This window comes from Mycobacterium neglectum (genome assembly GCF_002591975.1).
Lineage (GTDB): Bacteria > Actinomycetota > Actinomycetes > Mycobacteriales > Mycobacteriaceae > Mycobacterium > Mycobacterium neglectum.
In genome coordinates this window covers 25,148-49,756 of the sequence record NZ_NVQE01000041.1, presented here as the reverse complement: position 1 = coordinate 49,756, position 24,609 = coordinate 25,148, and the positions used below count along the sequence as shown (strand labels likewise).

12 protein-coding genes and 1 pseudogene are annotated in these 24,609 nt (G+C 65.1%); 11 read left to right on the top strand and 2 right to left on the bottom strand.

Features of this window, described 5'->3' with window-relative positions; translation table 11 throughout:
* Positions 1–118: 118 nt before the first annotated feature.
* Entirely contained in the window at positions 119–1,159 is a 1,041-nt protein-coding gene (gene eccE / locus CSQ99_RS24610; RefSeq protein ID WP_281258510.1) for a type VII secretion protein EccE, read from the bottom strand.
* Between the two features lie 50 nt (positions 1,160–1,209).
* Here eccE and eccB point away from each other — a divergent pair, with 50 nt between their 5' ends.
* A complete protein-coding gene (gene eccB / locus CSQ99_RS24605) occupies positions 1,210–2,709 on the top strand; it encodes a type VII secretion protein EccB (RefSeq protein ID WP_099041622.1) in 1,500 nt (499 codons plus the stop codon).
* Positions 2,710–2,713: 4 nt separating this feature from the next.
* Here eccB and eccD (CSQ99_RS24600) read toward each other — a convergent pair whose 3' ends face one another.
* On the bottom strand, positions 2,714–4,195 hold the full coding sequence (gene eccD, locus CSQ99_RS24600; RefSeq protein ID WP_099041621.1) for a type VII secretion integral membrane protein EccD: 1,482 nt from the start codon (positions 4,193–4,195) through the stop codon (positions 2,714–2,716).
* 82 nt (positions 4,196–4,277) lie between these two features.
* Here eccD (CSQ99_RS24600) and eccCa point away from each other — a divergent pair, with 82 nt between their 5' ends.
* The 10 genes and pseudogenes from eccCa (at position 4,278) to CSQ99_RS24550 (ending at position 24,604) form a co-directional block, all read left to right on the top strand.
* Entirely contained in the window at positions 4,278–8,318 is a 4,041-nt protein-coding gene (eccCa, locus tag CSQ99_RS24595; protein ID WP_176561207.1) for a type VII secretion protein EccCa, read from the top strand.
* Positions 8,315–9,775: a type VII secretion integral membrane protein EccD gene (gene eccD / locus CSQ99_RS24590; protein ID WP_176561206.1), complete on the top strand. Its 1,461-nt coding sequence runs from the start codon at positions 8,315–8,317 to the stop codon at positions 9,773–9,775. The genes eccCa and eccD (CSQ99_RS24590) overlap by 4 nt, the downstream gene beginning before the upstream one ends.
* Positions 9,775–11,160: a type VII secretion-associated serine protease mycosin gene (gene mycP, locus CSQ99_RS24585; protein WP_099041618.1), complete on the top strand. Its 1,386-nt coding sequence runs from the start codon at positions 9,775–9,777 to the stop codon at positions 11,158–11,160. Before eccD (CSQ99_RS24590) ends, mycP begins: the two co-directional genes overlap by 1 nt.
* A gap of 84 nt (positions 11,161–11,244) precedes the next feature.
* Positions 11,245–12,672: pseudogene (locus CSQ99_RS24580) on the top strand (MinD/ParA family ATP-binding protein); the annotation flags it as partial.
* Between the two features lie 22 nt (positions 12,673–12,694).
* Positions 12,695–13,057: a hypothetical protein gene (locus CSQ99_RS24575; RefSeq protein WP_141562730.1), complete on the top strand. Its 363-nt coding sequence runs from the start codon at positions 12,695–12,697 to the stop codon at positions 13,055–13,057.
* Between the two features lie 6 nt (positions 13,058–13,063).
* Complete coding sequence (locus tag CSQ99_RS24570; protein WP_099041615.1) at positions 13,064–13,531, top strand: YbaB/EbfC family nucleoid-associated protein; 468 nt, start codon at positions 13,064–13,066, stop codon at positions 13,529–13,531.
* The gene (locus CSQ99_RS24565; protein ID WP_245909067.1) at positions 13,528–13,839 is read left to right on the top strand and encodes a WXG100 family type VII secretion target; all 312 of its coding nucleotides are present in this window, start codon (positions 13,528–13,530) and stop codon (positions 13,837–13,839) included. The genes CSQ99_RS24570 and CSQ99_RS24565 overlap by 4 nt, the downstream gene beginning before the upstream one ends.
* Before the next feature lie 43 nt (positions 13,840–13,882).
* Positions 13,883–14,863 carry a WXG100-like domain-containing protein gene (locus CSQ99_RS24560; RefSeq protein WP_099041613.1) on the top strand — a complete coding sequence of 327 codons (981 nt, stop codon included), beginning with the start codon at positions 13,883–13,885 and terminating at the stop codon, positions 14,861–14,863.
* 838 nt (positions 14,864–15,701) lie between these two features.
* Positions 15,702–24,374, top strand: coding sequence for an alpha/beta hydrolase (locus tag CSQ99_RS31785; protein WP_176561205.1), 8,673 nt, complete (start codon positions 15,702–15,704; stop codon positions 24,372–24,374).
* Positions 24,375–24,418: 44 nt separating this feature from the next.
* Positions 24,419–24,604, top strand: coding sequence for a hypothetical protein (locus tag CSQ99_RS24550; protein WP_099041611.1), 186 nt, complete (start codon positions 24,419–24,421; stop codon positions 24,602–24,604).
* The last annotated feature ends 5 nt before the right edge of the window (positions 24,605–24,609 follow it).

Genomic DNA, 24,609 nt, shown 5'->3' with positions numbered 1-24,609 from the left:
CTTCCCAACCAGCGCGCCAACGCCGGTCTTGATCGAGATCCTGTTTCCGTGATGATCATCCTCGGGAAGGTGCGCCCACTTTCACGCCACCTCGCCGAGGCTCATCCACAGGTTCTGATCATTGCTCATCGGCGTCTTCTCGCAGGGTCAAGCACACAGTGGTCGAATAGCTGGGCACCGTCCACAACACCCCGAGGCCCGCGGTGGTGAGCAGATCGGGTTCGACTGCGAAACTGCAGAGCCGGAACTGCCCCTCGCGGCACATTTCCCACTTCTCGTCCACGGTTGCGAGGTTGACTCCGTCGCTGAGCTGATTGGTGGCTCCCGCTATCTCGCTGGCGGTAACTATCCGCGGGCGTAGGCCGGATTCGGTCAGTCGGTTGGACACCCGCTTGGTCGCTGTGGCGGCGGTACGCAGAATTCCTTCGCGCCCACCGCCACGTCGTCGGACGGCCTCAGGGCACCGCGATGGATCAAAGCGCACCACGATCCACACGTTTCGCTGTGCGATGGCGGGCAGCGGCCCGAGTACGGCGTCATACACCGCTGCGACCTCGGTGTGTCCGAACGATCGTGCGCCCTGGCTCACGATGTCGATGGAGTCGAGTGTGATGTCGAATTGACGCAGGCAGTCGATGAGCATGCGTACCGGCAGCATGTCGCCTGTCACAGTCATTCCGGGTTCCATGACCGTCAACGCCTGCGGATTCGCGTCGATCTTGATCAACGACAGCAAAGTGGTCCCGTCCCAGCGGAATCCGATTTGCGCCCCATCGGGGCCCGTGATGTCGAATGGTTCGCTTGGTTCGCCTCGCTCGGAGTTGCGGCGTCGATCGCGCACGAACCCCCATCGCAGCGCCGCGCTTCGGGCCAGCGTCGAGCCGCGCACCGGCGCCACGAAAATCAACGCGACTGCGAAGCCAGACACGCCGCCCTGCCAGCCGGGCAAGCCGAGCGCCAATGCGGCCACCACCCCCACCGCAGTGGATGCTTCCAGAGCGAGGAGATCTCCGAGCGGGATGAACCGGTGAGCGCCAACGTCGCCGGCCTTACTTAGCTGGCTGGGCGCGGCCGGGCGCGAGGGGACGGCCTCTGACAAGCGACGTCGCGGATTCAGCGAGGTCGACTTCCTGTTCGCTGTTAAGGGCAAGTGGGACACCGCGTTTCAAAATATTCGGCAAAGTGCATAACCCGTGCTATACCCGTAGGGTGCCAGCGCAAGTTACCACGCGTGCGCAGGTCAATGGCTACCGGTTTTTGATCCGCCGGCTGGAGCACGCGTTGATTCGCGGCGACTCGCGCATGATCCACGATCCAATGCGTGGTCAGATGCGCGCTTTGATCGTGGGTGTCGTCATCGCTGTCCTCATCACCGGCGCCAGCGGTGTGCTCGCGTTCTTCAAACCGGCACCAAACCTCGGCGACGCCCAGATCTTGCTGAGCAAGTCCAGTGGCGCGGTATTCGTCAAGATCGGAGACCGGGTGCATCCGGTTCTGAATCTGGCATCCGCGCGGCTGATCGTCGGCACCAACGAGAGCCCCAAGGAGGTCGACGACAAATTTCTCAATCCCTTGCCGCGGGGCGCGACAGTTGGAATCATCGGGGCGCCGACGAGCATCCGTCCCCCTGACGCCACTGCGATGTCGTCTTGGACGGTCTGCGACACGTTGCAGACCCCAGGCGTCACTGAGACAACCGGTTCCGTGAGTCTGCAGACCACGGTACTGGCCAACGAGCCGGTACTCGACGGTGACATCCGCGCCGTCGACAACGGGCACGCGATTCTCGCGGAGGCCGATGGCACCACCTACCTCGTCTACGAGGGTGTCCGTGCTCCCGTCGACTTGTCGAATCCGCTGCTGATCAACGGTCTTCACCTGCAAGACGCGTCACCGCGACAAGTTTCACGTGGCCTGCTGAACACGTTCCCGCTCGTCGAGCCGATCACTTCGGTCACCATCGATGGAGTTGGGGAGGCCGCCGGAGCGCTGGGGCCGGACTACCCCGTCGGGTCCATGGTCAAAACCGTCGACTCGCGCGGCGAGCAACTCTACGTTGTACTCCGCGAGGGGCTTCAACCCGTTTCGCCCGCAACCGCCGACATCATCCGCTACGGCAATCCGGGAGCTGACGCCGAAACCCGCGACATCGCTCCGGCCGCACTCGCCAACGCGCCGATCGTTCATCACCTCGCGGTGGACCACTATCCGTCGGTGTCTCCGCAGATCGTCTCACCGGACCCGGACCGGGTGGTCTGCATGGGGTGGCAGCGCTCCAACGTGGCGGCGCAGGCGACGGTTCGGCTGCTTGTCGGCCACCAGCTACCGACGCCCGATAGCACGCAGCCCGTGCGGCTGGCAACCGCGGATGGCAACGGTCCCGGCGTCGACTCCGTCCATCTGGTCGCCGGAACCGGCGAATACGTGCAAGCCACAGGTGGCGGACCCGACAGCGAGTCGGCGGGCCCGCTGTTCTACGTGTCGGACACCGGATTGCGCTACCACATCAAGGATTTGCCGACGGCAGAAGCACTGGGCGTCATCGGTGTCAACGTCGCAGACGGGCCTGCCAACGCGCCGCAACGGGCGCCGTGGCCCGTGCTGTCCTTGCTACCTGCGGGGCCGAACCTCTCCCAAACGGCGGCCCTTGTCGCACACGATGGGATGGCCGCCGATCCAGACAGCGTCACCGTCCGCGTGCCCGAGTGATTTGCTAGATCCGCAGCTCGCGGAAGAACGCGTAGAGCCGGATGATCCAGCAGCACAACGGAAACATCAGGCCGATCGCGAGATATTCGCCTAGCTCGACCCAGCGCCGGGTGACCGGCGAGAATTCCCGTCGGGGCGCGACCAAGCCGAACACGACTATGAGCACCATGAGCGCGACGAGCGCCACGATCGACCGGTTCTGCCAATCATCAACGTGGACCGCCGTTTTGACGATGACGACAATTGCGATCGTGAGTCCAGCGCCGATGAGCACCGCCGATTGAACCAGATCGTGGTGGCCGCGTCCGCGAAGACATAAGGCAGTTGCTATCACTGCAGCGAAAGTAGTTCCTTGCCAGAAGAACCCGTTACTGACGTCCACAGCTTGATAGCTGCCAGCGATCGCAGCGAGCGCAGCGGCGACAAGGATTCCCGTCAGGTATTCGTTTGCGCGCCTGACCCGTCGGATTAAGCCCTCCTCGGTCGGGATGATCTGCTTGCCGATCGCGTTCACGCCCTCCACGGTGGTGCCACCCTGCGTTTCGATGTCGTCGAGCGGTTCGCCCGCGGTGGGAACACGCGGGATGGGGAGCTTCGACAGCCCGATGGTGACGCGTGGCGCCAAATAGACGACGATCACGGCTGCGGTGGCCATGATGGCTCCTACCGTCCGCACTGGGGGATGCCAGAGCAACATCGCGGTCGCTCCAGCGCCACCGAACGTGCACGCGGCAATCACGCCCGTGTGCAGCGCTCGGCCTGCGCCCGAGATCAGAAGTACCACAAGCGAGCTGAGCGCGGTGACGGCAAAGGCCATGGGCAACGAAGTCGCGCCGAAACCGCCGGGCACGACATACAGCGATCCGCCGAAAACCAGCGGTAGCGCCACCGTGGCGACCCACGCCGAGCGCTCCGCGCCGGGTCGGAAGCCTAGAACGGACGCGAACACCACGCCCAACACGCCGAGTGCGAGCACGCCCGCGGGCACCGCCGGATCATCTGCCCAGCGCGGCAGGCTAGCGGCAAGCGTGGTGGTGGCGGCCAGTGCGACACCGAAACACGTCAACGCCTGCGCCTCGCGGGCCAACCAGTCCCGCGCGGGGGAAACCTCTGTCGACACGTGTTCGTCGACGTCATCAAACAGCAGGGGGCTCACCGGCCGTCCGACTTCGCGAATCATCACCAGATCGCCGTCGTGAATCTCGGCTTCGCTCAGCGAGCGTTGCGGGTCGATGGGCGCACCGCCCAACCGGGCCAGCGTCCATCTGTTGGCAGAGTCGTCAAACTGCACGTCACTGGCGGGATCTCGCACCGCGATCTGGTCGTTCGCGATATCGATGACCTCGTAGATATATTCGCCGATACTGACGTCGGCGGGCAGTCCGATGTCGAGATTCAGGGCGCCGACGATCAGCGTCAGCCTGCTCAACTCGGACTCGGACTCCGAATCGGGATCCAGGTCCGACAGTGACGGCGGTAAGGTCAAATGCGGTCAGCCTCCTGCGAATTGGGTGACTCCGACATTGACGATACCCATTCGCGGGTTCCGCGAGGTCGGGAGCAAACGGGTGCGTACGCAAGGTTTCGTCCGCCGCCTGCGGGTGGCGCCGCCCCGGATGCCCGGTGGCGAAGTTAATCTTGCGCCGCCGCCTGAAGTTCCGAGAGCCGTTCCGGGCAATCTGTTGTTTCGGCTCATGCCGTTCGTCATGATCGTCGCCGTCATCGGCATGATTGCGTTGATGGTCACCGTCGGCGGGCGTGACCTCACGAGAAACCCGATGTTCTTGATCTTCCCGATGATGATGATCATGTCGATGGCCGGCATGGTCATGGGCGGCACGGGACGAACCGGCAAGGCGGCAGCTGAACTCAACGAGGAACGTAAGGACTATTTCAGCTATTTAGCCAGCCTGCGTGATGACGCTGACACGACCGGAACCGAACAGCGCACCGCACTCGAATGGAGTCATCCCGACCCGCGCGCCCTCGCCGACGTGGTGGGGACGCGCCGAATGTGGGAACGCCGGCCGAGCGATGCGGATTACTGCCACGTGCGCGTCGGAATCGGAACGCATCGGCTGGCGACACGATTGATGGCACCTGAGACGGGCCCGCCGGAGGATCTCGAGCCCGTCTCGACCGTCGCATTGCGCCGATTCGTCAAGACCCATTCGGTGGTACACGCCCTGCCCACAGCGGTGTCGCTGCGCGCCTTCCCGACCATCACCTTCGAGGGGCAGCGAAAGCTGGCGCAGCAGCTTGTGCGCTCGATGGTCTTGGAGTTGTGCACGTTTCACGGACCCGATCATGTCCAAATAGCCGTGGTGACCGCGAATCCCGACGGCGAGACCTGGAGCTGGGTCAAATGGCTGCCACACGCCCAGCACACGATGACCCGCGACGGGATGGGTTCGGTGCGAATGCTGTTCCCGACGCTGGAATTGCTGGAAACCTCGCTGGCGGCCGAACTCGGCGAACGCGGCCGGTTCAGCCGCAACGCCCAGCCCGCCCAAGGCGTCAAACAGCTGGTTGTCGTTCTGGATGACGGTTTCGCCACTGGCGACGAGCGACTGATCACCGACGCTGGCATGGACAGTGTCACACTGCTCGACCTCAACGGTCCGCGCGACGGCGCGAACGCGCGACGCAGCCTGCAACTGGTCGTAGACGGTGACGACGTCGCCGCTCGCACAGCCGCGGGCGTCGAGCGCTTCGCCACCCCCGACACCATCACGTTGGCCGAGGCCACTGCCACAGCGCGGCGGATCGGCCGCTTTCGACCCGCCAACGCAGCACACATCGTCAGCCTGGACTCCGGGTCGCGCGCGGTTGATCCAGGACTCATGTCGTTGTTGAAGATCCCCGACGCTGCCGAAGTGGTGCCCGAGACGGTATGGCGTCCGCGGTCCCCACGTGAGCGGCTCCGCGTGCCGATCGGCATCACCCCCAATGGCCAGCCAATCGAGCTGGACATCAAGGAGTCGGCTGAGGGCGGCATGGGACCACACGGATTATGTATTGGCGCAACAGGTTCGGGAAAGTCGGAATTCCTACGCACGCTTGTGCTGTCGATGGTGACGTCGCATTCGCCGGAGGCGCTCAACCTGGTGCTGGTGGATTTCAAGGGCGGCGCCACGTTCCTCGGCTTCGACGGTCTGGCTCACGTCGCGGCGATCATCACGAACCTCGAAGACGAGTTGACACTTGTCGACCGCATGCGAGACGCGCTGGCAGGCGAGATGAACCGCCGCCAAGAGTCCCTGCGCGCCGCAGGCAACTTCTCCAAAGTCAGCGAGTACGAGCATGCCCGTGCCAACGGCGCCGACCTGGAACCGTTGCCCGCCTTGTTCATCATCGTCGATGAATTCTCCGAGTTGTTGGCTCAAAAGCCCGATTTCGCTGAGCTGTTCGTGATGATCGGTCGACTCGGCCGATCGTTGCACATGCACCTGCTGTTGGCGTCACAGCGCCTCGAGGAGGGCAAGCTGCGTGGGCTGGACTCTCACCTGTCCTATCGGCTCGGATTGAAGACGTTCTCAGCAGGCGAATCGCGCAGCGTGCTGGGCGTGCCGGATGCATACCACCTGCCTAGCGTTCCCGGCTCGGCATTCCTCAAATGCGATGCCTCGGAACCGACTCGGTTCAACGCGAGCTACGTCTCAGGCGATTACGTCAAGCCCCGGATGGCGGTGCGGACTGGGCGCGTCGCTCATCTGGGGGCGTTGGCACCCAAACTGTTCACCGCGACACCGGTGAAGAAGGACGTCATGCCCAGTGTGGATCTCACTTCAGCGGAGCCCGCGACGCGCGAGCCCGAACCGCTGCCGGTGTCGACGCCGGCCAAGTCCACGGTGTTGGATGTGGTGGTAGCGCAATTGCGCGGGCACGGGCGCCCCGCGCACGAGGTGTGGCTGCCACCGCTCGATGCGAGTCCTGCAGTCAACGAACTACTGCGGGACACGGAATGGGTTGCGGCACAAAATATCAATGGCCAGTTGTGGATACCGATCGGTGTGGTCGATCGGCCCTACGATCAGCGTCGTGACCTGTTGACGGTCGATCTGTCCGGCGCGCAGGGCAATGTGGCGGTGGTCGGTGGTCCGCAGTCAGGAAAGTCGACCGCATTGCGGACGCTGATCATGGCTGCCGCAGCCACGCACACACCCGAGCAGTTGCAGTTTTATTGCCTCGATTTTGGCGGCGGCACCCTGGCCAGCCTCGCCAAGCTGCCCCATGTCGGCGGGGTCGCCGGCCGGATGGACTCCGACGCCATCCGGCGGACAGTCGCCGAGGTCGCCGGCGTGCTGAGAGCGCGCGAACAACTCTTTCGCGATCTCGCTATCGAATCCATGCGCGATTTCCGGCAACGAAAGGCCCGCCTGGCCGCCCTACCGCCCGAAGAATTAGCTCGGGATCCGTTGAGCCAGGACAAGTTCGGTGACGTTGTCCTCGTCGTCGATGGATGGGCGTCGATCAAAAGTGACTTCGAGTCCCTCGATCCAGTACTCCAATCACTGGCCATCCAGGGCCTCTCTTACGGCGTGCACGTCGTAATCTCCGCGTCACGATGGATGGAGGTTCGCCCGGCCGTCAAGGACATGCTCGGCACGCGAATCGAACTGCGCCTCGGCGACCCGATCGACAGCGAAGTCGGGCGCAAGGCGGCCGAACTGGTCCCGATCGGCAGGCCGGGCCGCGGCATCAATCCCGAACGGCTACACATCCTGATCGCCTTGCCCCGGCTGGATTCCAGCTCCGAGGTTGAGGATCTGCCCGCCGGAGTGGCCGCGGCGGTCGAGTCGATGCGCGAACACTACGGCGAGCGCGCGGCGCCGCGCGTGCGGATGCTGCCTCACGACGTCAACCGCGAGGAGGTGATCCGCACCGCCGACGCCGCAGGTCTGTTGAGCAAGTCGCGGATCGCAATCGGCATCAACGAGGAGGAACTCGCCCCGGTCGTCGTGGATTTCGACGCACAACCGCACCTCGTGGCATTCGCCGACACCGAATGCGGCAAGAGCGGCCTGCTACGCAACATCGCCGCCGGCGTGATGGAGCAGGCGACACCGGCCGAAGCGAAGATCATCCTGGTCGACTTCCGGCGGTCGATGCTGGGTGTCATCTCCGACGAGCACCTCGGTGGCTACGCGACTGCACCCCAATCGTGTGCAGAATTGATGACCTCTCTGGCCGGTGCATTGAAGGACCGTCTGCCGCCCAACGACATCACCCAACAGCAACTGAAGGAACGCTCTTGGTGGACGGGGCCCGACCTGTTCGTGATGATCGACGACTACGACCTCATCCCGGGCGGCTCGCTGAACCATCCTCTGGGGCCGCTGGTCGAGTATCTGCCGCAGGCGCGCGATATCGGTCTGCGCGTCATCGTGACCCGACGCAGTGGCGGAGCCGGTCGGGCCATGCTTGACCCGATCATCGGCCGGCTGAAAGACCTGTCCTGCAACGGTTTGGTGATGAGCGGAGGTAAAGAGGAGGGGCCGTTGTTCGGTGGATACCGGGCCACGGCAATGGCGCCCGGACGGGGGATGCTGATCTCCCGCACCATGAAGAGCGGTGTCATTCAGCTGTCGAGGATGCCCGACCTGTGACGGGCGTGAACGAGCTGCGCGAGGTCGCCGTGGTGTCGGCCGCACCCGACGTTGTCCGCGTTTCCGTGTTCGGTGGCCGTACGCAGCTCGATGTGGCGCTGCCTGCTGATGTCCCGGTGGCCGCCTTTGTGCCGGAGTTGGCACAGCTGGTCAATGCCCGCGAAGCCAAACGAGACGACGAAATCGCCGACCGCGACGATCGGCGCACTTTCTGGGTGTTGAGCCGAGTCGACGGCGGCACGGAGCTCACGCCCGAGCAGACACTGCGCGACGCCGGCATCATCGACGGCGAGCTGCTTCGCATTTCGCAGCAGCGCGCATTGTCGCCGCCGACGCTGTACGACGATGTGGTCGATGCGGCCGCCCGGCTGAACAGGGCATCGTATGCCCCATGGGACGCCGCTGCGGCCGGCGTAATGGCCATCGCAGGGTTGTGGCTGTGCGCTGCGGCCTGGGTGTATTTACTTGTCACCCAGGCGCTGTCAGCGCAACGCGGAGTCGTGGTCGGCGGTGCGGTATTGACAATCGCCGCCATGGTCGGCGGCGGGGCACTGGCGCGCCGCACGCTCGGCCGTGCAGACGTCGCTGCCGCAGCCGCGTTACCAGTGGTAGCCCTGAGCGGAGCAGTGGGCTGGGCACTGACACAGCGGGTCGGCAACGTGGGTCTGGCCGTGGCGGCTGTAGTCCTGCTGGCACTGGTCGGCGTCTACTACCGGGTGATCGGAACGGGCCATGCCGTCTACGTCGCCGCGGCGGTGGTGTACGCGTTCGGGGCCGCTGCGTTGTTCGGCAGTGCGTTGGGGGTGCGCACGGAGGTGGCCGCCGTCGCCGTGGCCACCACGGCGGTGCTGGGCGCTGTGGTGGTGCCTATGGTGGCTGCGAAGCCGGGGCGCACAGGGCGGTCAACCGCCAAACGCGGTAAGCCGCGCAGAAAGCCCGACGATGACCCGTTCGCCCTGGTGGACGACGAAACGTCGGCCGCGTCCTTGCCGAGCGCCGAAGAGGTCTGGGCGCGGGTGCACTCGGCCGCACACACTCGGGCCGGGATGTTGGCCGGGATGTCCGTCGTCGTCATTGCAGCGGCGAGCACACTGCTGTGCGCCATGCCGTCCTGGCCTGCATTGACACTCGCGCTGGTGTGCGCGGCCGTTCTCGCCCTGCGCAGCCTGCGGGTCCGCACCGTTGCGGAGCGGGTGGCGCTCGCGGGTCCGGCGACAGCGTTGGTTCTGATTGCGTGCGCGCAGATCCAGTCAGCATCGGGGTCTGTGCGGGTGGCCGGTGTCGCCGTGTTGGGCGGCGCCGCAGTGGTCGCCGCAGTGGCCGGCATTTCCGTCGCGCGGGATCGGCCACCGCGATGGCTGGCGACGGTCACCGCCTACCTGGACTACGCTGCCGTCGCCGCGTTGCTACCAATTGCGTTGTGGCCGCTCGGCGTATACGACCTGCTGGGGCTGTGATGAGTCTCGTCCGCCGCTGGGCGGCGCTCGTGGGCGCTGTTCTCGTCGCGGTCGTGGGCATCGGAATTCCGTCGCGCGCACATGCGGTCACGCCGCCCGTCGTTGCGCCCGGCCCACCTCCGAGCGGGCCGGTCGGTCCGCCCATTCCAACGGAGCTGAAGGCGATCTGTGGGATACCGACCGGCGTCTTGGGATCCACCGACTTCATGAAGCAGACCAGCGCGGAAGCCATGCTCGAATACCGCTCGGCGTGGCGTTTCTCGCGGGGGGCGGGGCAAAAGGTCGCCGTGATCGACACCGGCGTAAACCGGCATCCGCGACTACGCGCATTGGAGGCCGGTGGTGACTACGTGTCGAACTCCGACGGGCTGCAGGACTGCGACGCGCACGGCACGCTCGTGGCGGGGATCATTGCGGCCGCACCGTCTGCCGACGACAGCTTCGCCGGCATCGCGCCCGAGGCCTCGATCCTGTCGATCCGGCAGAACAGCGGGGTGTTCGGGCCCGTCGGGTACTCCGCCGACAGCAGCGAAAATCCCAACGCCGTATCACCGGGCTTCGGCGACACCCGCACGCTCGCGCTCGCCGTCACGCGTGCCGTCGACCTCGGCGCCACGGTGATCAACCTGTCCGAGGTGGCATGCGCGCCCGTGGCCTCCGGACTCGACGACCTCACGCTGGGCCAGGCCGTGCGGTATGCGTTCGAACGCAACGTCGTAGTCGTCGCTGCGGCAGGTAATTTCAACGACCAGAGCACGTGCAGCTCGCAGAACACCATCGCCGACCCCAATCAGCCACTGGACACCGCCTGGGACACGGTCGGCACCATCGCCAGCCCCGCATGGTTCGACGACTACGTGCTGACGGTCGGCGCGGTGACGACATCTGCGGCGCCAGCCGATTTCACTCTGCACGGGCCATGGGTCGCCGTGGCCGCGCCGGGTGAACGGGTCACCTCGCTGGACGCCAACGGGCCCGGGCTCATCAACGCCCAGGTCGGGTCGGATGGGCTGGCACCGTTGAACGGGACCAGTTTCGCGACGCCGTTTGTGTCCGGGTTGGTGGCGCTGATCAGATCACGGTTCCCCCAGTTGAGTGCAGCCGAAGTAATGGATCTGGTCAAGCGCACCGCACGGACACCCGGCGACGGCCCCGATCTGGCCACCGGATACGGGGTGATAGACCCCATTGCCGCCCTGACCTATCAACTGCCGCTCACCGACGGCAAACCACAATCCGCCGCAGGAGTGCCGATTAGCCTTCCGCCGCAACCTGACCCGGGGAATGTGCGCGCCCGCGCGATCGTGCTGACTGTCACCGCAGCCAGCCTCGCCGTGATGGCGGCTTCGGTCGCAATCGCAGTAGCCAGGAGACGGGACCGTTGAAGCCGAACGTACGATCGGAATCGAACGGAGCGCCGGATCGTGAGGAGAGTGATGGCGCACGACATGCCGAACGGTAAACCACGCGACGAGGTCGAAGCGCGCGCCGCGGCTTTGCAAGACCAGATCGCGGCGAGGAAGGTCAGCACGGAGGATACTGAACCGCAGCCCGCCGACGACACCACCGGACCCGAGCAGCCGACACCCGCCCGTCGGCTGGCGCCACCGCCGTGGCAGCTGCACACTGCGATCGGCTCGCGAGCGTACGCCGAGCGTTTCGAGCCAGATCCGTCGCGACCGCCAGCGCCGCCGCGCTCCGAACCCTCGCCGCGGGAGCCGGAGCCTGAGCCCGAGCCGACCGATGTCGAACACACCGAACCGCCGCGGGCGGAGCCAGTGTGGCCGTCATCTCCACCTGTAGCACCGCTACCGCCACCCCCTCCGCTGGGCTGGATGCCTCCGCCCGGCTGGATTCCGCCACCACCACCAGGCTGGCCGCCTCCACCCAAACCGCACCGCATGCCCGCACCGCCGACGGTCCCCCCACCGACCGCCTTTCGAGTGCCGACCTCGCTCGACGAGGCCGAGATCGACCACCGCCCCCGCAACGCTCCGCAGACCGGGTGGCGGCGCGCGGTTCATCGGGTCAGCGGGGGACATGTCAATCCCGGCGAGTCCCTTAAGGAGCGCAGGAAGGAAGACCTGCTCGCCCAGATCCGTCGGCCGATCGGCGGAGACTTCCGCATCGCCGTGTTGTCCATCAAAGGCGGAGTTGGAAAGACCACCACGACACTTGGGCTCGGTTCCACGCTGGCGCTGATGCGCAACGATCGTGTCATCGCGGTCGACGCGAACCCTGACCGAGGCACCCTGGCCGAGCGGGTGCGCGACAACTCAACGGGGTCCACCGTGCGTGATCTGTTGGCGGATCCGGACATCAAGCGGTATTCCGACGTACGTAACCACACCCGAATGGCAGGCAGCCGAATCGAAGTCCTGGCAAGCGAGCAGGAGCCCGCGGTGTCGGAAGTGTTCGGCGAGGCTGACTACCGGCGCACAGTCGAGATTCTGCGGCACTACTACAACATCATCTTGACGGACTGCGGTACGGGCATCATGCACTCGGCGATGGCCGGGGTGCTCGATCTGGCGCACACGATCGTTTTGGTCAGTTCGCCTGCCATCGATGCGGCACGCAGCGCCTCAGCGACCTTGGATTGGCTGATACAGCACGGCCATTCGGCGCTGGTGCGGGAAGCGCACGTGGTGCTAAGCGCATCGCGACCCGGTTCGGCCGCGCTGAAGCTCGACAAGGTCTACGAACATTTCGAGGCACGGTGCCGTTCGGTGCACCTCGTCCCGTTCGATCCGCACCTGGCCGAGGGTGCCGATATTGACTTCGATTTGCTGAAGCCGGCGACGGTGGAGGCGTATCGTGAGCTAGCAGGTGCCGTCGCGGAGAAATTTCCCCGGTTGCGCGGCGGGCGTCACCGGCAGCCAGGTTCACTGAAATGAATCTGCTTCAGCGTCAATATGATTGCTTGATGCCTTGCGGGCAAAGGCACGTCGCGTTGGTTGGAATCTCGATGGCAATTGGGCTCAAACATTGCCTGGTGGTGTGAGTTTCGCAAACATCGATCGACGTTGGTTTCTTCCCGTGAGCAATGCGCCGACGTACCTGCCTATGCAGGAGACGGCGACGGTGGGCGTTGGCCCGCAAAAGCATGGATGTCGACGCGTTCTGATGACGGCAATCTGGTACCCCGGTGCGTTCGCGAGCCAAAATACAATGGCACAAAGGGATTTCATGAAAATTGCTTTGCGGAACTTCGGCGGTCTGAGAGACTATATCGATTCCCTGGTGCGGCTGTTCACGCCGATGGTGCGTTGTCGTGAGTGAGGCGATGTGAGCAACGATGCGTTACGTCATCAACTGACCGAAGTGTTGGCGCTGGCGTCCGAGCAGATGGCCGACATCGCGGCGGTACAACGGAAGCAGGCCGAGCTCACGGCGAGCGGGACGGTGGCTGACGGCATGGTCGAGGTGACAGTCAACGCAGCCGGCCATCTGATCAGCACCGTCATCGACGAGTCGTATCTCGACGAGTACGACTTCGAGGAACTGTCGGGCCACATCACGGAGGCGGCGCAGACGGCCGCACGGGCAGCCGCCGCGCGAGTGGCCGATCTGATGGCCCCGTTGACCGATCGGCGGACCCACTTTCCCTCTCTGGCCGACGTGATCGATGGCGCACCCGATATCCGAGATTTGTTGCCGCGCGCGCTCGAACCCTTTGCGGAGAACCGACCGAATAAGCCACGTCACGATAACGACTCCGCGGCCGACACCGCATTCCCCACCGTGAGGAGATGACAGCAATGGCCGACCCGCTAGGTGTGACGCCGCCCGATCTGCGTGCCACATCAGAACACCTCAACGACGTCAGCGGTCGAATGAAGGCCGTGCTCTCGTCACTGAGAACCAAGCTGGAGGGGGAAGGCGCCGCATGGGGGAGTGACGGTGACGATATCGGCGACCAATTCGCCAAGGGCGGCTCTGGCTACCTGGCGCAGCGAGATTGGGTCGACGGTTCGGTGGACGTCAAGACGGGCCTCCTCGACCATTACTCAACGGGATTGAAGGACGCCGCGAACTCCCTTGAGCAACAGGACCAGGCCTAGCTTCGGGCCATGACGTGTGGCGGACCGCCACACCGGTTCTCATATGGACATCCAGATTCCCCCATCGGTCCAGTGGGTGTCATACCTTGCCGGAGGACACTGGCCCCAGGGCAGCGAATCCGGCATGGCTCGCATCCACGAGATTCTGGCTGCGTCTGCCGAGGAGATGGATGAGCTGATCCCGGACCTGAACAGGGTGCGCGGGGAAACGCTTTCGGTTTTGATGGGCGAAACCGCCGAGGCTGCCGACCGCCAGTTCGCCATGCTCTTCGACGGCGACTACGCGGTGGACAAGCTCACCGACGCATTGCGGGCCTTGGGCGAGGGTGCGGGCTACACCGGCAGTGAGATCGAGTACTCGAAGCTGTCGATCGTAGTTGGTCTGGTGTTGGCTGCGGCCGAAATCTCGTACGCACTGGCGATGGCCGGACCGACGTGGGGTGCATCGACTCTGACCATACCGGCCATCGAATGGGCGACCGTCACCTCATTCCGCACGTTGATCTCACTGCTGCTCAGGCGCCTCGCCGAGAAGGTGCGGGACATGCTGACCAGAACGACAGTGCGGCAGCTATTCCGCCAGGCCGGGCACGCAAGCTGGAAGGAAGCGCTCCAAGAGTTGGGGATTGCGGCGACCCAAGAGGGGATCGTCTACGGAATTCAGGGCAACCGCTACAACGTCAATGGCGAGCGGTTGCTGCTGAACGGAATCGCGTCGACCGTCGGCGGCGGCGCGGGCGGAGCGAGCGCCGTGCCCACTTCGGCATACCTGGGTCCCGCCGCCACCCGAGGCGGGGCAGCCGCCAAGGGCGCGACGACGTTCTTCACCGCCGGTGTCGTGGGGAACATCGCGGGCACCGCATCGGTCGGCGGCACCCTCGATCCGTTCATGGTCGTTGTCAGTTCGACCACAAGTAGTGCCGGCGGTCTCGGCGGCGCGGGTGTGTCGCCGGGGCGTACCCAGACGACATCCGATGGGCAGCAGCCCGGTACGCCAGGCTCCCGACAGCCGGCCACCGCCTGACGGTGATTTGCCGTCCATCGGGCCGGACGGCGACCATCCGGGCGACACCGACCGCCACACGGCGTCGGACAACGGCAGCACGAAGAACAGTCAGGACCCGACCAACGCAAACGGTCCACGGGGTGGTGACCCTTCGACCGATCAGTCTGTATCGGCGACCAAAGAAGAGGGCAACGGCGCTGCAACACAAACTGATCCGGCGACCACGGCACCGTCGCAAACCGTCGACCATCAACCCGCCGACGACGGGGGGCGCCGGGACAGTGCGCCGCCCATGCATGCCGATGACGGAGGCGACCCCTCTTCGCAGGCGCCCGACGGTGCTAGCCCTTCCGCCACCCAGACCGAGGGAGATCAATCGGGCGGCGATCCGATCCACGGCCTGCCCGTCGCGGAAACTACTGGGGACCAGTACCAATTCGCAAATCCCGTCGATGGCCCGGTGGTAGACGGAGTTCAGACAACGACCGCGGATACCTCAGACAACGGCTCGCAACCGATTGCCGTAGAGCCCAACTCCGACCAGTCGTCTCAATCATCGACGACGCCATCGATCGCTGACGAGTCACCCGAGGTCGATGCGGACAATCCGGTGACGGCCACGCCGACCGCGCCCACGAATGGCCACGGTCAGCCTCCGACCACCGGATCACCGCCGCCGACATCAGCGCCTGTCACGTCGCCCTCGGCTACATCGCAACCGCCTGCCACCAAAGCGCCGACCCAATCGACGAGCGAGGGCCGGGAACCGTCGCGCGACCGGACTCGGCCCGCTGAAGCCGATGGACCGGCGAAACAGTCCGCTGGTGCGTCTAACACATCGCAAGCTACGGAACCCGTGGCTAGCATCGCCGAAACCACGGTCACACCAACGGATCCCAACGGTGATCAGCCGACGGTCGATTCGAGGACCAACACCGATCACGTCGGCCCAGACCCACAGCAGGACGCCGACAAGGAAAACTGTGTCTACGCGAACGCTGACCAGCTGACGCGCAGATATGCCAAATACGGTCGAGACTTCCGCGTCACCGCGGAGATCACACCGGAGGGGGTGCCAGCCCGGGAGCTATTCGAGGCCGCCGACTCCGATGCCGACTTCGCTACCTACGAAGAGGTACGAAAGCGATTGCGGATTCTCGGGGACGGCTCGTCGGCGATCATTGCCTCGTCGTGGGCCGGCCAGCGCCAAGGCGGACACACCTACCTTGCAGTCAACGACGGCAATCAGATCTATCTGATTGACCGGGGTATCCGTTCGCCTTGGCCGCCGGACTGGGGTGAGCAACAGGTCTCGCAGACAGCCGTCGGTTACCTTGACAAGTACGGCAATCCGGAGTCATCCCTTGCAGACTCGGCCATCAAGCTGAAGGCCGCGGACGCTATCGGTTTCGCCAAGGGCCACCCGGACGGCGGGTATGGGTCGTCCGATGGCGACGGTCGGTCCGGGGATCAATGGCGCGACGAGGTCTCACAGCGCACAGTGGCGGAGAACGCATTGGCAGCGCGTGGGCTGACGCCGGACCAGGCCGATCAAGTGCGTAATCCGTTGGGTCTCATGGAAGCGGCGAGTGAGAGGTCCCGGGACAACGCCACGTGGTGGGATTCACTGACGGGTCGTGAACAACGCGCACTGATCGAGACTTACCCCCAGGACATCGGCAATGCCGAAGGAATCCCGGCCACCGCTCGACACGCGGCAAACACGCAGTCGATGAAACAAGAGCGCGCCGAACTGCAGAAGCGGCTCGATCGCGGGGAACGACTCACCAGGGACCAACGCAAGCAACTGGCGCGCCTGGACCGGATCCAACAGGCCCTAGATAAGGCAGGAGAGGTGGCGACGCAGGCCGGCGTGAAAGGCCCGCTGCTGATTGCCTTCGATCCAACGGCGTTCGGCGGGGACGGGCGTGCGCTGGTCAGTTTCGGCACCACAAACTCAGACCCGTACCAAGCGACCTCGGTCGCCTGGCATGTGCCGGGCCGCGGGATGGACATCGATCAAATCGGCCCGGTGATGGGCGATGCGTTGAACCAACTGCGGTCCACACTCGCCGAGGAGCCGAAGATCAATGCAGCCTCGATCGCCTGGATTGGCTACGACACGGCAAGCGGGTGGAAGGGATTCCGCGCTGCCGGTAGCACGTTCGCCGCGGCGGGCGGTGCCATTCTCTACAGCGATATCCGGGCGTTCAACACTGCTCACGACATCCGAACCCCCGACGACAAACCCTTCAGCGGCAATCACATCTTCGGCCATTCGTACGGATCGACCACGACCAGCCACGCCGCCAAGGGCGGCCGACTCGCGCGCCAGGTCAGCACGGTCACTCTGATCGGGTCGCCGGGCGCGGGGCCGCTCCAGCAGGCGAGCGATGCCGGCATCGGTGCCGAGAACTTCTACGTCGCTTCGTCGTCGCGTGATCCCTACACGGTGCTCGGCGGGCGGACGCCCGGATCATCGGGCCGGCTCTTCGGCTTCGGCCTCGGAGTGGATCCGTCCATGCAATCATTCGGCGCACAACGCATCGCAGCGGAGTTTTCCGCCGAGATGGACAGCCGTCGAACGAATCTCACACACAACGCGTACTACCGGTACGTCGACAGATCCGCCGATCCGCCCGTGCGCACTGAGTCATTGGCCAACTTCGGCCGGATCGCGGCCGAGCACGACGTTTCCCGAGAACAACACCGCACCGTCGATGAGCGACCTCGCCACCAGCTGGGCTGGCGCACAATCGAACCGGCCGATGGGCGCGCGCTGCGGCTCGATGACGATATCGGCAGGACGCACGCGGGGGACCGCGACACCCGTCGTCTGTGGAATCCGCGGTTCCGTACCCCTGCCACCGAAATCGATGGCCACACCTCGCCGAACGAGCTGTCCACCACGGAAAGCGACACCGCCGATGGCACGCCATCGCCAGCCGACGTGCTATCGACTATCAATGCGCGCACCGCCCGTGAGCTCGCCGATCACGCACTGCGGCTGCGGGTTCCGCCGGTCGATGCCGTCCGGCTGGCCAACCCGTTGGGTGAGGCCGAGTTGGCGGTTGGGCGAGCGGAGGCCAACGCGAAATGGTGGGCGTCGCTGTCCGACGGACGAGGAGAAGGCTACTCGGATGCGCAGAAGGCATTGCTCGCGACCTACCCTGCCGAACTGGGCAATGCCGAGGGAATCCCGCCGCTCGTACGTCACGAGGCGAACAACTCTCGGCTACAAGAGGATTTGGCGCGTCGTGACGATCTGGTGAACCGGCGTGACAACGGACTGCCCCTGAACCGTGAGCAAGTGGCGTTCATGGAGCGTATGAAGGCGATCGAAGACGCGATGCGGTCCAGTGCGAAGGCCGCGCACGGGGCGGAGGTCGGCGGTCCATACCTTCTGGCCTACGACCGTGACGCCTTCGGAGGCAACGGCCGAGCCATCATCTGTTTCGGTGATGACCCGTACAAGGCAGAATCAGTGTCCTGGTATATCCCCGGGATGACGACGAAGATCGACAAGCTGCGCACAATGGCGTTGCGCGCGGTGCACCAACTGGAGTCGGTCAAGCGCACTGATCAGAACCTGTCCGCGTCGTCCCTTGCGTACATCGGCTACAACGCACCCGGCAGTTTCGACCCAAGGGTGGCGTTCCCCACGATGGCGCGCGCCGGTGGCGAGACGCTGTACAGCGACATCGCGGCGTTCAACGCCGGGCGCGACGCATATGCCAACGACGGCAGCCACTTCAGCGGCAATCACATCTTCGCGCACTCCTACGGCTCCGCGTCGATCAGCTACGCCGGTGAAGGACAGCGGTTGCGAGGTCAGGTCACCACCATCACCCTGATCGGGTCGCCGGGCGCCGGCCCACTCAAACACGCAGCCGACTTCGGTATCGGGAACAATGTCTTCGTAGCAGCATCATCCCGCGACGAGGTCACGTCGTTCGGTAGCGATAAACCCGGCGGGCGCGGGCGGGCTGTTGACAAGATCGGCCTCGGAGTCGATCCCGCCATGGAGTCGTTCGGTGCACGACGGGTCACCTCGGAATTCACCGCCGAAATGGACCACGTCGGCCGCGGCTCGCGCGGAACTCACAGCACGTACTGGTCGTATGCGGCCCACGATGGGGAGGTCCGAGTTCGCAGCGAGTCGCTGGCCAACTTCGGCCGGATCGCGGCGAACCAAGGCGCCAGCGTCATTCCGGAACAGCGACGCACGCTTGTCGAAGGCGCGCGCAATAAGGTGCGGGCGGCTCAGCGCACCTATGATCCCGCCGTCGGGCGCCCCCTGTTGTATGTCGACGATCCCGGACATCCGCGTCGCAACGGCCCGAGGCATCTGTGGAATCCGGGATGGAACACCGGCGGGCCCGGCATCAGTACTCCCATCGGGCATCTCGACGCCGACGGCAATCCGGTCGGCTTCCCCAAACCCGACGAGATCGGCCGCGGCCATCACGACGCCGGCGACGATTCGACTCCGGCGCAACGCGCGTTGCGCCAGCGAGTTCCGCCGCTGACGCCCGCAGAATTGGCCAGCCCCCTTGGACGGGGGGAACTGGCGGCCACCCGCGCACAGGCGAACGCCGAGTGGTGGAACCGACTCTCGAGCGATCCCGAGGCGCACCAGGCACTGCTGAGGACTCACCCCTACGCGATCGGCAACGCCGATGGCATCCCCGCAGACGTGCGCGATACTGCGAACCACCGTGTGCTACAGGGATATCGAGATCGCGCTAACGGTCTGAGGGCCGATGCCGCCAACGGCCGACGTCTCAAGTCGTGGCAACGCAAGTGGGTCGAGCGGGTGCGACAAATTGATGCGGCACTGCAGCAGGCGGCCGTCGCCGCCGAGCGGGCCGGCCACGATCGCCCACTCCTGCTCGCATTCGACCCGGGTGCGTTCGGCGGCAAGGGCCGTGTGCTGTTGAGCTTCGGCGCGGATCCCTATCACGCGCAAGCGGTGTCGTGGCATGTGGGCAGACACTCGATTGACGGACTTCAGTCCGAAGTCGGATCTGCGCTGACCCAGCTGCAGGCGAATCTGGACCAGGTTGAGTCCGCATCGGCCATCGTCTGGGTCGGCGATGAAGCCTCGAAAGTGCGACTTCCCTGGGCATCGACTCGCCCGGTCGGCCCTGACGGCGTCCTCTATAGCGACCTCGCGGCGTTCCGCGCCGTGCGCAACGTGTTCGGCGCCGGTGATCCGCTAGTGGGTAGTCGGGTCTATGCGGGCGGGAGTGCCGCGCACTCCCGCACCTTGTGGCTTCCTCCCGATGCCGGCTCCCAGGTGGTCGCGCATCGCGGTGCGTCACATGAATTTCCCGAGCAGACCCTGGCTGCGTACGAAGAAGCCCTGCGCCAGGGTGCCAATGCCCTCGAATGCGATATCCACTTGACCAAGGATGGGCAGCTGATCTGCCTCCATGACAAGAAGGTGGATCGCACGTCGAACGGTTCCGGCGACGTCAGCGAGATGACCCTGGCGCAGTTGCAGGCATTGGACTTCGGCGGCTGGCATCCGAGCGCCGAACTGGGCGATGCGCAGGGCGACACCGGGATACTGACCTTGGAGCGGCTGCTCGAGCTGGTGAACGGCCGCGACCAGCCGGTGACGTTGTTCATCGAGATCAAGCAACGCGGCGGCGAACTCGAAACTGCGCTGGTCGATCTGCTGAACCGCACCGGACTCGCCAACCCGGCTTCGCCGGCCGACGCGCGGGTCGCGGTGATCTCGTTCTACCCCGACGCGCTGGTGCGGGTGCACCGCGGGGCCCCGAATGTGCCGACGGTCCAGCTGGGTCTGACGCAGTTGGGTTCGATCACCCGCCATGTCGGTGGCACGATCGGCGCCACCGCGATCGGCCCGTCGATCGCCGCGCTGCGCGCCAACCCCGAGATGGTCGAACTGGCGGCGGCCCGGGGGATGGCGACCTACTGCTGGACGGTCAACGACCAGGCCGACGTGCAGTTCGCGCGCGACCTCGGAGTCACGTGGATCGCGACCGACCACCCGGGCCGGACCAGTGCCTGGCTGCAGGGTGAAGCCACCATCCCGACGAGTGACCAAGGTACGCCCGGCGATGTCACCGAATCGCAGTCTGGGGCCGACACCACCCCCGTCTCGGAGCGGTCGGAATCAGAGGCTGAAGCGAGGGTGAAAGATGCTCTGGCGCAACGAGTACCGCCTGTCACGCCGGGAGAGCTGCGCAACCCGTTGGGACCGATGGAGGAGGCGCGGGCCAGGGCGCGGAACAACGCCGCCTGGTGGAAGGGTCTGACACCGGAGCAACGCCAACTGTTGATCGATGCGCATCCCGCCGACATCGGCAACGCCGAGGGAATTCCGCCTGCCGATCGCGATGCCGCGAACAACGTGGTGCTGCGGCAGCTTCGGGATCAGGCAGATCGTATTCAGACCAAGATCGATCAGTTCGAGCGACCGACAAGGGCAGAACGCAAACTGTTGGCTCGGGTCAACAAGTTCGAGGCGGCACTGGACAAGGCCCGGCGCGACGCCCAACGCGCCGGTGTGGATGGGCCGCTGCTGCTGGCATTTGACCCCGCCGAATTCGGCGGTGATGGACGGGCGGTGCTCAGCTTCGGACACGACCCGTACGACGCGGACTCGGTGTCGTGGCATGTACCCGGGATACAAACCACGCTGCGCTCGCTGTTCGGCTTCTACACGGGCTGTGCCCTTAACCATCTGCAGTCCACCATGCGGGAAAAAACGAACCTCAAGGCCGCCTCGATCGCGTGGATCGGCTACGACACACCAAGCGGTTTGAAGCTCGTGCGCATGATCAACCAGAGTTTCGCACGCGTCGGCGGAGACATCCTCTTCAGTGATATCAGCGCGTTCAACGCAGGGCGTGCCACGACCACCGGTGGTCACTTCGACGGCAACCACGTGTTCGGCTACTCCTACGGGTCGACAGCCACGGCCCACGCCGGACGCGACGCGCGGTTAGCCGGTCAGATCCGCACGGTGTCGCTGGTAGGTTCGCCCGGCGCGGGCCCGGTGCAACACGCACGCGATTTCGGGCTCGATCAGGACAATGTTTTCGCGGCGTCCTCATCGCGAGACTTGGTCACCGCGCTCGGCGGCCGCACCACCGACTCAACCACCCGAATCCTGAGTCCCATTGCCCGACTTCTGGGTCTCGGCCTCGGAGTCGACCCGACAATGGATTTCTTCGGCGCTGTACGGGTCACCGCCGAGGTACCCGCAGCCATGAATCGCCCACTCATCGGCGGGACCCACCACGCGTACTTCCTGCACGCGAATGCGGCGGCCAACCCTAGGGTGCGCAGTGAGGCTCTGGTGAACCTCGGCCGGATCGCCGCCGAACAATCCAGGTCGGTCTCACGCGAACACCACCGGACCGAGGGCGAGCGTCGCGGACTTCTGCGCACGGTCGATCCCGCCGGCGACCGGTCCGTCCACCGTGTCGGCAACCCGATGTGGCGCGATACCGCCGACTACCGCACCCCCGAGTTCGGGCAGAGCCAACAGCATTACCGCGCGATGGACCCGGAGACCAGGCAGGCCGACACGCGGTACGCCGATCGCCTCGGCGAGGTGGTCGACGGCACTGACGACGTGGCCGCGGCAACCCAGCTCGCATCGGATTTGTCTGGTCAATACGGCCCGTATCGGATTCGGTTGGAAGCCTTGCGGTTCGGAAGCGAAGTCAGATTGTCTGGGGTGATTCTCAACGGAGACACCGAGATCGGCACATTACAGTGGATCTTCGACCGCGATGCCGACGGTAAGCTGGTGGCCACCAATAGTGGGCTGGTCATCCAAGACGCCTTCAAGGCTATGCGAGGCAAGGGATTCTCGCGCGCCTACTCGGGCCAGTTCGAACGCTATTTCGTGCGGTCCGGGGTCGATCGCATCGAGCTGAAGACTCACGACAAGGGCGGATACGCCTGGCCGCGTCAGGGCTTCACCTGGAACACCGATCCGCAGCTACTGCAGGAGTCGCTGGACAGCATCAAACGATCGGCGGCCGGGCTGTCGCCGGAGCTCAGCGATCAATCGCGCGCTGCGATCGACGACATGGTGGCGCGGTTGAACCCCAGCCACCCCCGGCTGCCCGAACCCATCGACATCGCCAACCTGGCGACTCCCGACGATCCCCATCTCGGTCAGCGCCTTCTGGAACGCGTCGGTCAACGCCAGACGGACGGTTTTAATCTCGTCAGGTATATGCCGCTGGACACGGAGTTCATCACGTCGCGCCCGCCCGGCCGGTTCAAGTCGTGGCTTGCCGGCGTGTTCGAGCGGCGTACCGATCCCAACTGCGGGCACGACACCATCGCCAACGTAGCGCAGCGGTACGGGAGGGACATCCGCGTCGCGGTGCCACGCTCACGCACCGGCCTCCCGGCATGGGCAGTGTTCGACGCTGTCGGGTCCAGCTCGGATTTTGTGGCCAGCCACGACGAGGTGGCCGCCGAGCTTCGGAAGCGGCACCTCGGTCCCGGCTCAGCAGCGGTCTTGAGTGTCCGCTGGTCCGACGGGCGCACAGGCGGGCACGCCTACCTCGCGGTCAACGACGGTGGACGCATCTATCTCGAGGAGCGCCGAAATGGCCGAACCGTGCGGTCGGACTGGCCCCCGTATTGGGGTGACGGTGCGGTCAGCCGTATCGCCGTCGGCTATCTCGATTCCGATGGAAACGCGGTGCGTCCGCTGCACGACGTACCCCTGCGGTTGGCTGCCGCCGATGCTATCGGTGATGTGCAGGGCGTCCCCGACGACCCGGATTTCCTGCAGCGTCAAGCCGATTACCGCGCCGAGGATCTGACCAGCCGCGAGGTGGACACCCGGTACGCCGAACCGCTTGGCGACGTGGTCGACAATGCATCCGACCTGGCGCGGGCAGTCCAACTCGCTTTGGACTTGTCCGGCCGGTACGGGCCATACCACGTGATCATGGGTGCCGAGGTGGGTAACGAAGGCGTCGTCGTCAGCGGTCCGATCTTCAACGGGGACGAAGAGATCGGCCTGCAGGGCCGCACTTTCTATCGCGACACCCAGCCCGAAACACGTGGCGAGCTCGTGGTGTTCGAAGATCTCATCGGCATCGATGACGAAGACCTTCGCGGTAAAGGTTTTTCGAAGGCCGTCATCGAGAAATTGGGTGCGTACTACGTGGCCTCGGGCGTCGATCGCGTCGAGTTGAAGGCGGCATTGGACAATGGCGGCTACGCCTGGGCCAGACAAGGTTTTACCTGGCTACCGCATTCGGACAAACTGCAAGAGTCGCTCGACAACATCGCCATCTCAGTGCTCGAGATGTTGGAGGAGACAGGACCGGACGCGGTGGGCCCGCAGGCCAAAGCCGTCCTGGCGGCAATGCTGCCCAGGTTGGACCCCGAAGCGAATGACATCCCTGAGCCGATGGAGCTTGCGATGATGACGGCGCGTGATGAACCGAAACTTGGATACAAGTTGATGAACGGCGTCACTTGGTGGGGCGCCCTGTATGTGAAGGACCAGACCTGATGGACCCACGCCGAATCGACCTCAACCGTAGACATAGCCGGGAAATGGGTTTGCTGTTCCAGCGGTTCATCGATGAGCATCCAGATCTGGATAACGACGCACACGGCGCAGAGATGACCGATGAACAGGAAGCGCAGTGGCGCGCCTACAGTGCCGAGGCCTTAGCTCGACACCAGGCTCAGCGAGCCGCGCTCGCCACCGAGCTCGAAGCCGAACAGCGCCGGTCGTAGGGTCG